This is a genomic window from Enterobacter cloacae complex sp. 2024EL-00227 (assembly GCF_043945315.1).
Classification (GTDB): Bacteria; Pseudomonadota; Gammaproteobacteria; order Enterobacterales; family Enterobacteriaceae; genus Enterobacter; species Enterobacter roggenkampii.
In genome coordinates this window covers 332,752-347,320 of sequence record NZ_JBIMQP010000002.1, presented here as the reverse complement: position 1 = coordinate 347,320, position 14,569 = coordinate 332,752, and the positions used below count along the sequence as shown (strand labels likewise).

The following is a 14,569-nucleotide window of genomic DNA, read 5'->3' as shown; positions in this document are numbered from 1 at the left end:
GGCGAAGCCGCCACCCGACTTTTTTACTGACTACACACCTCACACCCCGGATTACGCATCAGCTTCATCTCGCGGAACTGGCAGGTCATCGCGTCATACATCACGATTTTCCCCGCTGCCGGCGTGCCGTAATTCGCCAGGACCTTGATCGCTTCCATTGCCTGCAGTGAACCAATCACGCCGACGAGCGGCGCCATCACGCCCGCCTCAACGCAGGTCAGCGCATTCTCGCCAAACAGACGGCTCAGGCAGCGGTAACAGGGTTCACCCTCAGCGTACGTGAAGACGCTGATTTGCCCCTCCATGCGGATCGCCGCCCCGGAGACCAGCGGGGTTTTGTGAGCAAAACAGCCCGCGTTGAGCTGATTACGGACGGTGACGTTATCCGTGCAGTCCAGGACCAGATCGTGCCGGGCAATCTGCGCGGAGAGCGCGTCGTCATCCAGCATTGCGTCAATCAGCGTGAACTGAACGTGGGGGTTGATACGCGCCAGCGCAGCCCTGGCGGATTCCACTTTCGGCAGGCCCACCGTCGCGTCACTGTGCAGCGTCTGGCGCTGCAGGTTGGACACCGATACGGTATCGAAATCCAGCAGCGTCATGCTTCCTACGCCCGCCGCAGCAAGGTACTGCGCGGCGGCGCAGCCCAGCCCGCCCAGCCCGACGACCAGCACGCTGGCCGCCTTGAGCGCTTCCTGACCTTCGAAATCAAACCCGCGCAGCACAATCTGGCGGTTGTAGCGCATCATCTCCGGGTCGCTCAGCTCCACCGTCATGTCAGCCTCCGAACAGGTGGTTAAAGCGCTCGACCTCAACCCATTCGCCGGCTTCCACGTTGCCGCGCTCGCGCTCCAGCACGATGAAGCAGTTGCCCAGACTGAAGGAGCTGAAAATGTGCGAACCCTGATGTCCGGTGGTGCTCACTTCGAGCTCGCCGTCCGCACCGCGCGCCAGAATGCCGCGCTGGAAATCGAGACGGCCCGGTGATTTTTTCAACCGCGTGGCGGCACGCACGCGCACGCGTTCCGGCAGCGGGCTGGCCTTGTTGCCGGAAAGCTTCGCCAGCAGCGGGATCGCCAGCTGGTAAAAGGTGAGTGCCGCCGAGACCGGGTTACCCGGCAGGCCGCAGAACCAGCTGTGTGGAAGCTTGCCAAACGCGAACGGTTTGCCCGGCTTGATCGCCAGCTTCCAGAAGGCGATTTCGCCCAGCTCTTCAAGAAGGGTTTTGGTGTAATCCGCTTCGCCCACGGAGACGCCGCCGGAGCTGATGACCACGTCGGCGGATTTATCCGCCTCGATAAACGCCGCGCGCAGTTTTTCCGGGTTGTCTGGAATAATGCCGAGGTTAATCACGTCGCAGCCCAGCTGCTCCAGCATCAGGTGTACCGCCAGTCGGTTGGTGTCGTAAATCTGGCCGTCCTGCAGCGGCTGGCCTGGAAGCTGCAGCTCGTCGCCGGTGGAGAAAACGGCGACGCGCACTTTGCGGATAACGTCAACTTCCGCGATGCCGAGCGAGGCCAGCACCGGCAGCTCCGCCACCGTCAGCCTTTGCCCGGCGGCAAAAACGGTCGCGCCGAGGGTGATGTCTTCGCCCGTGCGGCGGATGTTCTGGCCCGCCTTGACGCTGGCGGTAAAACGCACGCCGTCGTCGGTCTGTTCGGTCTCTTCCTGCATGACGACAGCGTCGCAGCCAGCCGGAACCGGCGCGCCGGTCATGATGCGCACGCAGGTGCCCGCAGGCCATTCGCCGCTAAACGGCTGACCCGCAAAGGCTTTACCCGCCACCGGCAGGGCGTTACCCGTCTGGAGATCCGCCAGGCGTACCGCGTAACCGTCCATCGCGGAGTTATCAAACCCCGGCACGTTGAGCGGGGAGACGATATCGCGTGCGGCAATACGGCCAAAACAGCGCACGAGGGGCAGCGTCTCAACGTCATGCAGCGGGGAAACTCGGTCAAGCATCTGCGTGAGTGCCGTCTCAAGCGGCATCAGTCCGGCGGTAAAATCCATGGTGGGCTCCTGCGGAGTAACAACGAAAGCGTCCATTATGGCAGAAAAGTGCGGCTAACTGTATGACCGGAGGGTGTTCGCTTTACATCACTGTTACGTCTTTCTATATTCAAAAATCATCTGAAGTTTCGTCGACGATAATGATATTTATAGAAAAAGCCGCAAAACAGGCTAACGGGTGATGCGAATGGTTAAGGCGGTAATCGCAATTCATGGCGGGGCCGGGGCAATCACCCGTGCACAGCTCACTCCTGAGCAGGAAAAGCGCTACATCGACGCGCTGTACGCCATTGTCGAAACGGGCCAGAAAATGCTGGAAGCGGGCGAGAGCGCGCTGGACGTGGTCACCGAGGCGGTACGCCTGCTGGAGGAGTGCCCGTTATTTAATGCGGGGATCGGTTCGGTCTTTACCCGGGATGAAACCCACGAGCTGGATGCCTGCGTCATGGACGGTATCTCCCTGAAAGCGGGGGCCGTGGCAGGCGTCAGCCACCTGCGTAACCCGGTGCTGGCCGCGCGTCTGGTGATGGAAGAGAGCCCGCACGTGCTGCTGACGGGCGCGGGGGCGGAGAGGTTTGCCTTCGAACACGGAATGGAGCCGGTATCGCCCGATCTGTTTTCCACAGAAGCGCGCTATCAGCAGCTGCTGGACGCCCGTTCGGCGGGTATGACGCAGCTTGACCATACTGCGCCGCTGGATGAGCGCAGCAAAATGGGCACGGTCGGCGCGGTGGCGCTCGACAAAGCGGGCAACCTCGCGGCGGCAACCTCCACGGGCGGGATGACCAACAAGCTCCCCGGACGCGTGGGCGACAGCCCGCTGCCGGGCGCCGGCTGCTATGCCAATAACGCGACGGCGGCGGTGTCGTGTACCGGCACCGGGGAAGTCTTTATTCGCGCCCTCGCGGCCTACGACATTACCGCGCTGATGGATTACGGCGGCTTAAGCCTCAGCGAAGCCTGCGAGCGCGTAGTGATGGAGAAATTACCTGCCCTGGGCGGCGTCGGCGGGCTGATTGCGGTGGATCGCGAGGGCAACGTGGCCCTGCCGTTCAACAGCGAAGGCATGTACCGCGCCTGGGGCTATGCCGGTGATGAGCCGAGCACGGGGATCTATCGTGAATAAGGGGGCAGCGCGTGCCGCACAGTGAAGAGCTGGACAACCGCGAAGTGCTGGCTGTCCATCAGCTGAATATTGCGTTTCAGGAAGAGCGGCAGTTCATCCCCGCAGTACAGAATTTATCGTTCACGCTCAGGCGCGGCGAGACGCTGGCGATTGTTGGCGAATCCGGCTCCGGGAAATCGGTCACCGCGCTGGCGCTGATGCGCCTGCTGGAACAGACGGGCGGGCAAATCAGCAGCGAGAAAATGCTGCTGCGCCGCCGTAACCGTCAGGTCATTGATTTAAACGAGCTGAGCGGCGCGCAGATGCAGGGCGTGCGCGGGGCGGATATCGCGATGATCTTCCAGGAGCCAATGACCTCGCTCAACCCGGTTTTCCCGATCGGGGAGCAAATTGCCGAGTCCATCCGGCTGCATCAGGGTCTGAGCGGCGATGAGGCGCTGAAAGAGGCCCGACGGATGCTGGAGCTGGTGCGCATTCCGGAGGCGCAGGCCATCCTGAGCCGCTATCCGCATCAGCTTTCCGGCGGCATGCGACAGCGGGTGATGATTGCCATGGCGCTCTCCTGCCGTCCGGCGGTACTGATCGCCGATGAACCGACGACGGCGCTGGACGTGACGATTCAGGCGCAGATCCTGCAGCTCATCAAGGTGTTGCAGCAGGAGATGGAGATGGGGGTGATTTTCATCACCCACGATATGGGCGTGGTCGCCGATATCGCCGATCGGGTGCTGGTGATGCACAAGGGCAGCGCGGTGGAAACCGGCCCGGTCGAGCAGATTTTTCACGCGCCCGCGCATCCTTACACCAAAGCGCTGCTGGCGGCGGTTCCGCGCCTGGGGGCGATGAACGGCAGCGATCTGCCGCGTCGTTTTCCGTTGATTTCCCTGGAGGCGTCTGAGCCGCAGGAGGAGGAACGCGAGCAGGACACCGTGGTGCCGGGCAAGCCCATTCTGGAAGTGCGCAATCTGGTCACGCGTTTTCCGCTGCGCAGCGGCGTACTGAACCGCGTAAAGCGCGAAGTGCACGCGGTGGAAAACGTCAGCTTCGACCTCTGGCCGGGCGAAACGCTGGCGCTGGTAGGGGAGTCCGGCTGCGGTAAATCCACGACCGGGCGCGCGTTGCTCCGTCTGGTGGACGCGCAGGAGGGCAGCATTACCTTTAACGGCGAGCGCATTGATACCCTTCCGGACAGCAGGCTGCAGGCGGTGCGGCGGGATATTCAGTTTATTTTTCAGGATCCGTATGCCTCTCTCGATCCGCGACATACGGTGGGGTATTCGATCATGGAGCCGCTGCGGGTGCATGACCTGCTTGACGGCGAGGCGGCGCAGCGTCGCGTGGCCTGGCTGCTGGAGCGCGTTGGCCTGAAGCCTGAACACGCCTGGCGTTATCCGCACGAGTTTTCCGGCGGGCAGCGGCAGCGTATCTGCATCGCCCGCGCGCTGGCGCTGAACCCAAAAGTGGTGATTGCGGATGAATCCGTCTCGGCGCTGGATGTCTCTATTCGGGCGCAAATCATCAATCTGCTGCTGGATTTACAGCGGGATATGGGGATCGCTTTCCTGTTTATCTCGCACGACATGGCGGTGGTTGAGCGCATCAGCCATCGCGTGGCGGTGATGTTTATGGGGCAAATCGTGGAAATCGGGCCGCGAAGGGCGGTATTTGAGAACCCGCAGCACCCGTACACCCGCAAGCTCATCGCGGCGGTCCCGGTCGCCGATCCGGCGCATCGTCACGGCCAGCGCGTGCTGCTGCAGGATGAGATGCCGAGCAACATTCGTAAACGCGGCGAGGCCGTGGAGCGCGTGACGCTGCGTGAGGTCGGTCCGGGTCATTTCGTGGCTCCCCCGCGTCAGGACAATGCCTTTTCGCGGTTATAACTTTCAACAGGCAGGAGAACATAATGGTTACATTTGTAGCGCGTAGATGGTTGTTAGCCGCGAGCGTGACGGCAGCCCTGGCCGCTGCCCCCGCGTTCGCTGCCAAAGATGTGGTGGTCGCCGTCGGCTCTAACTTCACCACGCTGGATCCGTATGACGCTAACGACACGCTCTCCCAGGCGGTGGCGAAATCGTTCTACCAGGGCCTGTTTGGCCTGGATAAAGAGATGAAGCTTAAAAACGTGCTGGCGGAGGGGTACACCGTTTCGGATGACGGGCTGGTGTACACCATTAAGCTCAAAACCGGGGTGAAGTTCCAGGACGGCACCGACTTTAATGCCGACGCGGTGAAGGTAAACCTGGATCGCGCCAGCAATCCTGAGAACAGCCTCAAGCGTTATAACCTCTATAAAAACATCGCCAAAACCGAGGTGGTCGACCCGGCGACGGTAAAAATCACCCTGAAAGAGCCGTTCTCCGCGTTTATCAATATCCTGGCGCATCCGGCGACGGCGATGATCTCCCCTGCCGCGCTGAAGAAATACGGCAAGGAGATTGGCTTCCACCCGGTGGGTACCGGTCCGTACGAGCTGGTCACCTGGAATCAGACCGATTTTGTGAAGGTGAAGAAATACGCGGGCTACTGGCAGAAAGGGCTGCCGAAGCTGGACACCATCACCTGGCGCCCGGTAGTGGATAACAATACCCGTGCGGCGATGCTGCAAACCGGCGAGGCGCAGTTTGCCTTCCCGGTCCCGTACGAGCAGGCCGCCATTCTGGAGAAAAACAGCAAGCTGGAGCTGGTCGCCAGCCCGTCGATCATGCAGCGCTACATCAGCATGAACGTCACGCAAAAGCCGTTCGATAATCCGAAGGTGCGCGAAGCCATTAACTATGCCATTAACCGCCAGGCGCTGGTGAAGGTCGCTTTTGCGGGCTATGCCACCCCGGCCACCGGCGTGCTGCCGCCGGCTATTGCGTATGCGCAAAGCTATCAGCCGTGGCCGTACGATCCGGCCAAAGCGCGCGAGCTGCTGAAAGAGGCGGGCTATCCGAACGGCTTTAGCACCACGCTGTGGTCGTCGCATAACCACAGTACCGCCCAGAAGGTGCTGCAGTTTACCCAGCAGCAGCTGGCGCAGGTGGGGATTAAGGCGCAGGTTACCGCCATGGATGCCGGACAGCGTGCGGCAGAGGTCGAGGGGAAAGGGCAGAAAGAGAGCGGCGTGCGGATGTTCTACACCGGCTGGTCGGCCTCGACGGGTGAAGCCGACTGGGCGCTGTCGCCGCTGTTTGCCTCACAGAACTGGCCGCCAACCCTGTTCAATACCGCGTTCTACAGCAACCCGCAGGTGGACAAAGACCTGGCTGACGCGCTGAAAACCACCAAACCGGACGAGAAGGCACGTCTCTACAAGGACGCGCAGGACATCATCTGGAAAGAGTCGCCGTGGGTGCCGCTGGTGGTGGAGAAACTGGTGTCAGCCCATAACAAAGCGTTGACCGGGTTCTACATCATGCCGGATACGGGCTTTAGCTTTGACGATGCGGATTTAAAATAACGCCCATGCTGAACTATGTTTGTAAACGCCTGCTGGGGCTTATCCCGACGCTGCTGATTGTGGCGGTGCTGGTGTTTTTGTTTGTCCATATGCTGCCGGGCGATCCGGCGCGTCTGGTTGCCGGGCCCGAAGCGGATGCCACGGTCATTGAGCTGGTGCGTAAACAGCTTGGTCTTGACCAGCCGCTGTATATGCAGTTTCTGCACTATATTGGCAACGTTCTGCAGGGTGACTTTGGTATCTCGATGGTGTCGCGTCGTCCGGTGTCGGAGGAGATCGCCAGCCGCTTTATGCCCACGTTCTGGTTAACGATAGCCAGCATGAGCTGGGCGGTGGTGTTCGGACTTGGCGCCGGGATTGTGGCGGCCGTCTGGCGCAACCGCTGGCCGGACAAGCTCGGCATGGCGCTGGCGGTGACCGGCATCTCCTTCCCGGCGTTCGCGCTGGGGATGCTGCTGATGCAGATCTTCTCCGTTGAGCTGGGCTGGCTGCCCACCGTCGGGGCCGATACCTGGAAGCATTACATTCTGCCCTCGATGACGCTGGGGGCTGCCGTGTCGGCGGTGATGGCCCGCTTTACCCGCGCCTCGTTCGTTGACGTGCTGAGCGAAGATTATATTCGCACCGCGCGAGCGAAAGGGGTCAGCGAGAAGTGGGTCATTCTCAAGCACGGGTTCCGCAATGCGATGATCCCGGTGGTGACGATGATGGGGCTGCAGTTTGGCTTCCTGCTGGGCGGCTCTATCGTGGTGGAAAAGGTCTTCAACTGGCCCGGGCTGGGACGTCTGCTGGTCGATTCCGTCGAGATGCGCGACTACCCGGTGATTCAGGCGGAAGTCCTGCTTTTCTCGCTGGAGTTTATTCTTATCAACCTCGTGGTGGACGTGCTCTACGCCGCCATTAACCCGGCCATCAGGTATAAGTAAGATGCGATTGTTGAACTGGCGGCGTCAGGCCGTATTAAACGCCATGCCGGGGCTAAAACCGGACCACATCCGCACCCCGTGGTCTGAATTCTGGCGGCGTTTCCGCCGCCAGCCGGTCGCGATGACGGCGGGGCTGTTCGTGCTGCTGCTGATCGTGGTGGCGATCGTGGCGCCGTGGGTGGCGCCGTTTGATGCGGAAAACTATTTTGACTACGACCGCCTGAACGACGGGCCCTCAATGCTCCACTGGTTCGGCGTGGACTCTCTCGGGCGGGATATCTTTAGCCGGGTGCTGGTGGGGGCGCAGATCTCGCTCGCCGCCGGGGTGTTTGCGGTACTGATCGGCGCGGCTATCGGGATCGTGCTGGGGCTGGTCGCCGGCTATTACGAAGGCTGGTGGGACCGCATCATCATGCGCATCTGCGACGTGCTGTTTGCCTTCCCCGGCATTCTGCTGGCGATTGCCGTGGTGGCGATCATGGGCAGCGGCATGGCCAACGTCATCATTGCGGTCGCGGTCTTTTCGATTCCGGCCTTTGCCCGCCTGGTGCGCGGCAACACGCTGGTGCTGAAACAGCAGACCTTCATCGAGTCGGCCCGCAGTATGGGGGCCAGCGATGCGACCATCCTCTTCAGCCATATTCTGCCGGGGACGGTGTCGTCCATCGTGGTCTACTTCACCATGCGTATCGGCGTGTCGATAATCTCGGCGGCCAGCCTGTCGTTTCTGGGGCTAGGGGCACAGCCTCCGACGCCGGAGTGGGGCGCGATGCTGAACGAGGCGAGGGCCGATATGGTGATTGCGCCACACGTGGCGATCTTCCCGAGTCTGGCGATTTTCCTGACCGTGCTGGCGTTTAACCTGCTGGGGGATGGGCTGCGCGACGCGCTGGATCCGAGGATAAAGGGGTAGTGCAGTGAAATGTGCCGGGTGGCGGCTACGCCTTACCCGGCCTACAAAAGCGGAGTGGGGGGAATTAAACCCGGCTACCCCACAGGTCATACTCATCCGCGTTTTCAACCTTCACGCGAATAATATCACCCGGCTTAACGTTGGTTTCGCCATTCAGGTACACCGCACCGTCGATTTCAGGGGCGTCCGCCATGCTGCGGCCAATCGCGCCTTCTTCGTCCACTTCGTCGATGATAACCATGATCTCGCGGCCCACTTTCTCCTGCAGACGTTCGGCAGAAATCTGCTGCTGAAGCTGCATGAAGCGGTTCCAGCGCTCCTCTTTCACCTCTTCCGGCACCTGGTCCGCCAGCTCGTTGGCGGTTGCGCCTTCTACCGGGCTGTACTTGAAGCAGCCGACGCGGTCCAGGCGCGCTTCCTTCAGGAAGTCGAGCAGCATCTGGAAGTCTTCTTCGGTTTCACCCGGGAAGCCGACGATGAAGGTCGAGCGCAGGGTAAGGTCCGGGCAGATCTCACGCCACTGTTTGATGCGCGCCAGCTGACGGTCAACGGAGCCAGGACGTTTCATCAGCTTCAGGATACGCGGGCTCGCGTGCTGCAGCGGGATGTCCAGGTACGGCAGAATCTTGCCTTCCGCCATCAGTGGGATGACGTCGTCAACGTGCGGGTAAGGGTAAACGTAGTGCAGACGCGTCCAGATACCGAGTTTGGACAGCTGCTCGCACAGGCCGACCATGCTGGTTTTCACCGGCTCGCCGTTGTGGAAACCGGAGCGGTGCTTAACGTCCACGCCGTAAGCTGAGGTGTCCTGGGAGATGACCAGCAGTTCCTTCACGCCCGCATCGGCCAGACGTTTGGCTTCAGCCAGCACTTCGCCAATGGGACGGCTCACCAGATCGCCACGCATGGACGGGATGATGCAGAAGGTGCAGCGATGGTTACAGCCTTCGGAAATCTTCAGGTACGCGTAGTGGCGCGGCGTCAGCTTCACGCCCTGTTCCGGCACCAGGCTCAGGAACGGGTTGTGCTTGGGTTTTGGCACGTAGTGATGAACATGTTGCAGCACCTGCTCGTAGCTGTGCGGGCCGGTAATCTCCAGCACCTTCGGGTGCACTTCGCGGATCTGGTCTTCTTTCGCGCCCAGACAGCCGGTCACGATCACTTTGCCGTTTTCGGTCAGCGCTTCACCGATGGCTTCCAGTGACTCCTGGACCGCGCTGTCGATAAACCCGCAGGTGTTAACGATCACCATATCGGCGTTGTCGTAGCTTGGCACCACGTCATAGCCCTCGGTGCGCAGTTCGGTCAGGATGCGTTCTGAATCCACCAGGTTTTTCGGGCAGCCCAGGGAGACGAAGCCGATTTTCGGCTGGTGCGTAACATTGCTCATAGGTTAAAAATTCATCAATTATGGAGTTATCAGGGCGGGATTTTACAGCGTATCGCGGGGGATTTATACACTCTTTGCAAGGCGGATGCGCCGGGCAGAGGTTGTAACATTGTAAATAATGTTAATCAGTTAATAAAAATTGATCCCAGGCATTAAACTGTACAAAAAATGTACTTATCCTGACTATGCACCATGGCTGACAGAGGAGGAAAGAGCATGACCGTTGACAGACTAAAACGCGATCTGCTGAACAAGCTGATCAACGCCCGAATCGACCTGGCCGCGTACCTGCAGTTGAGGAAGGCAAAAGGGTATATGTCAGTCAGCGAAAGCGAACATCTGCGTGATAACCTGTTTGAACTTTGCAATTTCATGCGTGAAAAAGCACCGGCCCTGCAGGCGAACTACGGCGAAAGTGAAGAAGTCGCGCTGCGCCGTGCCGCCGAGGTGCTCTCCATTGCAGGGGTGTGTCTGATGAACGGACGCCACGACTGCCCGAATTTTATCGCCGTAAACGCGGAGAAGCTTGAAAACTGCCTGACAACGCTCTCTCTATGCATCATGTGCCTGAACGAGCACAAACAGCTTGAACAGCACTGATCCCGGGGGAGGCAACTCCCCCTTCTGCTTAAGCTTTTGTAAAAGTGGTAACGCGCCCGGACGCAGTGGCTAATCTTTAAGCCATATGCCGATAAAGGAGCGCGTTATGCCTCGATCCTCGCTGATTTCCCTGCCTGCGTTATTTATTCCGTTTTCACTTCTAGCTGCGCCAGAGGCGGTGAAGGTCGAGGTGCTGCAAAATAGACTCGATCACCCCTGGTCCCTGGCGTTCCTGCCGGATAATAACGGGCTGCTGGTGACCCTGAAGGGCGGCCAGCTTAAACACTGGCAGGCCGGGAAAGGGCTTTCCGATCCGATCGTCGGTGTACCAAAGGTTTGGGCAAACGGGCAGGGCGGATTGCTGGATGTGGTGCTGGCGCCGGATTTTGAAACGTCGCGCCGCGTCTGGCTGAGCTACGCCGAGGCCGGGCATGACGGCAAAGCCGGAACGGCGGTGGGCTTTGGCCGCCTGAGCGACGACTATTCCCGCATCGAGGGATTCCAGGTGGCGTTCCGCCAGATGCCGAAACTCTCAACCGGTAACCATTTCGGCGGACGGCTGGTGTTCGACGGCAAAGGCTCCCTCTTTATCGGACTCGGCGAGAATAACCAGCGTCCCACGGCGCAGGATCTGGATAAATTGCAGGGCAAAGTGGTGCGCCTCACCGAAGACGGAAAAGTCCCGCCGGATAACCCCTTTGTGAATACCCCCGGTGCGCGACCTGAAATCTGGTCTTACGGCATCCGCAACCCGCAGGGGATGGCGATGAACCCCTGGAGCGACACGCTGTGGCTGAACGAGCACGGCCCGCGCGGCGGGGATGAGATCAATATCCCGGAGAAGGGTAAGAACTACGGCTGGCCGCTGGCAACGCACGGCATTAACTACAGCGGTCTGAAAATCCCGGAAGCCAAAGGCGAGCACGTTGAGGGCACCGAGAAGCCGCTGTTCGTCTGGAAAGTCTCACCCGCGGTAAGCGGCATGGCGTTCTACAACAGCGACGTCTTCCCGCAGTGGAAAAACAAGCTGTTTATCGGCGCGCTGAAGGAGAAGGACGTGATCGTGCTGAGCGTGGAGGGTAACAAGGTGACAGAGGACGGGCGCATTCTGGGCGACCGGGATCAGCGTATTCGCGATGTGCGGGTGGGGCCGGATGGGTATCTGTATGTCCTGACCGACGAGACGGACGGGCAGCTGTTGAAAGTCAGCCCGTCCGGCGCGTAATCAGGTAACCGGGATCATCACGACGTTACGGTACGCCGGGCGATCGCTCAGCTGTTTAAGCCAGCGCTCCAGGTGCGGGCGCGGCGTCCACTTCAGGCCCATGTTGGTCAGGTTCCAGACGAATGGCGCCACGGCGATATCGCCGGTGCCGAACGCCTCGCCGGAGAACCAGGCGTGCTTCGCCAGCTCATCATCCATCATCGCAAACAGATTTTCGCAGGCATCCTGCGCGGCGTGAATCGCGGGATAATCGCGTTCCGCTTCCGGCGTGCGGATAAGCCCCATCAGGATCACGCGGTGGGTCGGGGACAGCGTCTGGTTCGCCCAGTCCATCCACTTTTCGCCCTGGGCGCGGCGGGCCGGGTTTTCTACCCACAGGCGGCCCTGACCGTACTGCGCGGCGAGGTAACGCACAATCGTATTGGACTCCCAAAGCGTCGCGTCCGTTTCATCATCGCGCAGCAGCGGCACCAGGCCATTCGGGTTCATGGCCAGATAGTCGGCCTCCTTGTTCACGCCGAACGCCATGCCTGCCATGATTTGATTGAACGGTAAATCCAGCTCTTCCAGCGTCCAGAGCACTTTCTTAACGTTGGTCGAATTATTCCTGCCCCACAGCGTAATCATATTTACTCCCGATGAGATGTGAATCCGAATCAGCTTTTCGCCATGGTGAGATAAACCTAACAATTACGCAACAGAAGACAAAAAAATCGCCTTAATCAAAGCGTATCTGAATGTTATTGCATAAACTTTAATAACTTTACCCTCGTTGGGTTTCTTTAACGGTTTTAGTGCGCTATTACTCATCGCTTCTTGCGACACGGTGATGTGACGTAATTTTTGAATGGACACTCGGGTGGCATTTATGACGCGTAAAATGACTTCTCTGCGCAGCCTGGCGGCAGGCTCTGCGCTTCTTTTCCTGTTTGCACCAACGCTCTACGCAGCTGAACAGGCTGCGCCCGAAGCGCCGCCTGTGGATGCGCGCGCCTGGATCCTGATGGACTACGCCAGCGGTAAAGTGCTGGCGGAAGGGAATGCGGATGAGAAACTCGATCCGGCAAGCCTGACCAAAATCATGACCAGCTATGTGGTAGGCCAGGCGCTGAAAGCGGGCAAGATCAAGCTGGACGATATGGTGACCATCGGGAAAGACGCCTGGGCGACCGGCAACCCGGCCCTGCGCGGATCTTCCGTGATGTTCCTGAAGCCAGGGGATCAGGTCTCCGTTTCCGATCTGAATAAAGGGGTGATTATTCAGTCGGGAAATGATGCGTGCATCGCGCTGGCCGACTACGTTGCCGGCAGCCAGGATTCTTTCATTGGCTTGATGAATGGTTACGCGCAGAAGCTGGGCTTAACCAACACCACGTTCAAAACGGTTCACGGCCTGGATGCGCCGGGCCAGTTCAGCACCGCGCGCGACATGGCGCTGCTGGGGAAAGCGCTGATCCACGACGTGCCGGATGAATACGCCATCCACAAAGAGAAAGAGTTTACCTTCAACAAAATTCGCCAGCCGAACCGCAACCGCCTGCTGTGGAGCAGCAACGTCAACGTGGACGGGATGAAAACCGGCACCACGGCGGGTGCAGGCTATAACCTGGTGGCCTCCGCGACCCAGGGCGACATGCGCCTGATTTCGGTAGTGCTGGGCACCAAAACCGACCGCATTCGCTTTAACGAATCAGAAAAACTGCTGACCTGGGGCTTTCGCTTTTATGAAACCGTGACGCCGATTAAACCGGATGCCACGTTCGTCAGCCAGCGCGTCTGGTTTGGTGACAAGAGCGAGGTAAACCTGGGCGCGGGTGAGGCGGGCTCGGTAACCATTCCGCGCGGCCAGCTGAAAAACCTGAAGGCCAGCTACACTCTGACCGACCCGCAGCTCACCGCCCCGCTGAAAAAAGGCCAGGTGGTTGGGACGATTGATTTCCAGCTTAACGGTAAGTCGATTGAACAGCGTCCGCTGATTGTGATGGAAGCGGTGGAAGAGGGCGGCTTCTTCAGCCGGATGTGGGATTTCGTGATGATGAAATTCCACGGGTGGTTCGGCAGCTGGTTTAGCTAAGTTTTTGCCGGGTGGCGCTGCGCTTACCCGGCCTACGTTCGAGCCGTTGTAGGCCGGGTAAGGCGAAGCCGCCACCCGGCATAACCTCAATACATCAACTTCACCTGCTGCGCTTTCGCGTGGGCCACAATCTCGTCGTCCGGGCGGCAATCGCTGACGATGGCATCGAACTGCGCCAGCTCGCCCATTCTTGCCGGACGCACCTTACCAAACTTACTGTGATCGACCACCAGCACATGGTACTGCGCGGCGCTTAACGCCCAGTGCTTGACCGGTAATTCTTCCAGGTTAAAGCAGGTTGCCCCCTGACGCACATTGACGCCTGCGGCGGAATAAAACGCGATGTCCGGGCAGAGATTGCTGAGCGTGTCCTGCAGGTTGAGCGGCTTAAAGATCGCGTTGCTGGCGTGAAACTCACCGCCACAGAGGATCACCCGGCACTCGGGTTTCTCCTGAAGCGCCAGAAAGGTGTTCAGGGAATAACAGACGGCGGTAAACGGAATGCTGCTGTCGATGGCTTCGATAATCCACGGCGTGGTGGTACCGCAGTCAAAAAACAGCGTCTGGTGCGGCTGTACCAGGGAAGCCGCAAGCCGCGCGGCTTTGCGTTTCTCTTCCACCAGGCGCGTCTTCTGGTCGCTGATCAGATAATGGCTGGCGCTACGCGGCTCAAGCACAATGTATCCGCCCAGCAGCACGACGGGCGCGCTCTCGCTGTTCAGATCCCGACGAATGGTCATCTCCGAGACGCCGAGGAGGTTGGCGGCTTCCTTAAGATGCAGCTTATCGCTGCGCTTCAGCGCCTGTAGCAGCTGAGCAATGCGGTCATCGCGACGTGTTTCCATAGTTCCTCGGCATAA

Annotated in this window: 13 protein-coding genes; 8 read left to right on the top strand and 5 right to left on the bottom strand. The window is 59.8% G+C overall.

The window, feature by feature from the left end:
• Nucleotides 1-23 precede the first annotated feature (23 nt).
• Nucleotides 24-776, bottom strand: coding sequence for a molybdopterin-synthase adenylyltransferase MoeB (moeB, locus tag ACHH0Z_RS04620; protein WP_045405958.1), 753 nt, complete (start codon nt 774-776; stop codon nt 24-26).
• Between the two features lies 1 nt (nt 777).
• The gene (gene moeA, locus ACHH0Z_RS04615) at nt 778-2,010 is read right to left on the bottom strand and encodes a molybdopterin molybdotransferase MoeA (RefSeq protein ID WP_045405960.1); all 1,233 of its coding nucleotides are present in this window, start codon (nt 2,008-2,010) and stop codon (nt 778-780) included.
• 187 nt (nt 2,011-2,197) lie between these two features.
• Between moeA and iaaA the strand changes: the two genes are divergently transcribed.
• Genes iaaA through gsiD form a run of 5 tightly spaced genes read left to right on the top strand, consistent with a single transcriptional unit; the run spans nt 2,198 to nt 8,420 of the window.
• Entirely contained in the window at nt 2,198-3,136 is a 939-nt protein-coding gene (iaaA, locus tag ACHH0Z_RS04610; RefSeq protein ID WP_025912889.1) for a beta-aspartyl-peptidase, read from the top strand.
• A gap of 11 nt (nt 3,137-3,147) precedes the next feature.
• Complete coding sequence (gene gsiA / locus ACHH0Z_RS04605; protein WP_023292929.1) at nt 3,148-5,019, top strand: glutathione ABC transporter ATP-binding protein GsiA; 1,872 nt, start codon at nt 3,148-3,150, stop codon at nt 5,017-5,019.
• Nucleotides 5,020-5,042: 23 nt separating this feature from the next.
• Nucleotides 5,043-6,581 carry a glutathione ABC transporter substrate-binding protein GsiB gene (gsiB, locus tag ACHH0Z_RS04600; protein ID WP_045405963.1) on the top strand — a complete coding sequence of 513 codons (1,539 nt, stop codon included), beginning with the start codon at nt 5,043-5,045 and terminating at the stop codon, nt 6,579-6,581.
• Between the two features lie 5 nt (nt 6,582-6,586).
• Nucleotides 6,587-7,507: a glutathione ABC transporter permease GsiC gene (gene gsiC / locus ACHH0Z_RS04595; protein WP_021240949.1), complete on the top strand. Its 921-nt coding sequence runs from the start codon at nt 6,587-6,589 to the stop codon at nt 7,505-7,507.
• 1 nt (nt 7,508) lies between these two features.
• A complete protein-coding gene (gene gsiD / locus ACHH0Z_RS04590) occupies nt 7,509-8,420 on the top strand; it encodes a glutathione ABC transporter permease GsiD (RefSeq protein WP_021240948.1) in 912 nt (303 codons plus the stop codon).
• Nucleotides 8,421-8,484: 64 nt separating this feature from the next.
• On the opposite strand, the gene rimO is transcribed toward gsiD, so the two are convergent.
• Nucleotides 8,485-9,810: a 30S ribosomal protein S12 methylthiotransferase RimO gene (gene rimO, locus ACHH0Z_RS04585; protein ID WP_008501203.1), complete on the bottom strand. Its 1,326-nt coding sequence runs from the start codon at nt 9,808-9,810 to the stop codon at nt 8,485-8,487.
• 216 nt (nt 9,811-10,026) lie between these two features.
• Here rimO and bssR point away from each other — a divergent pair, with 216 nt between their 5' ends.
• Both bssR and ACHH0Z_RS04575 read left to right on the top strand, forming a co-directional pair.
• Entirely contained in the window at nt 10,027-10,410 is a 384-nt protein-coding gene (bssR, locus tag ACHH0Z_RS04580; protein ID WP_021240947.1) for a biofilm formation regulator BssR, read from the top strand.
• A gap of 106 nt (nt 10,411-10,516) precedes the next feature.
• Nucleotides 10,517-11,635 (top strand): PQQ-dependent sugar dehydrogenase, encoded by a 1,119-nt coding sequence (locus tag ACHH0Z_RS04575; RefSeq protein WP_045405965.1) that lies wholly within the window; start codon nt 10,517-10,519, stop codon nt 11,633-11,635.
• Here the strand turns inward: ACHH0Z_RS04575 and ACHH0Z_RS04570 are convergent, their stop codons facing one another.
• On the bottom strand, nt 11,636-12,262 hold the full coding sequence (locus tag ACHH0Z_RS04570) for a glutathione S-transferase family protein (RefSeq protein WP_023326978.1): 627 nt from the start codon (nt 12,260-12,262) through the stop codon (nt 11,636-11,638).
• A 241-nt stretch (nt 12,263-12,503) separates the two neighbouring features.
• Here ACHH0Z_RS04570 and dacC point away from each other — a divergent pair, with 241 nt between their 5' ends.
• Complete coding sequence (gene dacC / locus ACHH0Z_RS04565) at nt 12,504-13,709, top strand: serine-type D-Ala-D-Ala carboxypeptidase (protein WP_008501207.1); 1,206 nt, start codon at nt 12,504-12,506, stop codon at nt 13,707-13,709.
• 86 nt (nt 13,710-13,795) lie between these two features.
• Here dacC and deoR read toward each other — a convergent pair whose 3' ends face one another.
• Nucleotides 13,796-14,554, bottom strand: coding sequence for a DNA-binding transcriptional repressor DeoR (deoR, locus tag ACHH0Z_RS04560; protein ID WP_023292922.1), 759 nt, complete (start codon nt 14,552-14,554; stop codon nt 13,796-13,798).
• Between the last annotated feature and the right edge of the window lie 15 nt (nt 14,555-14,569).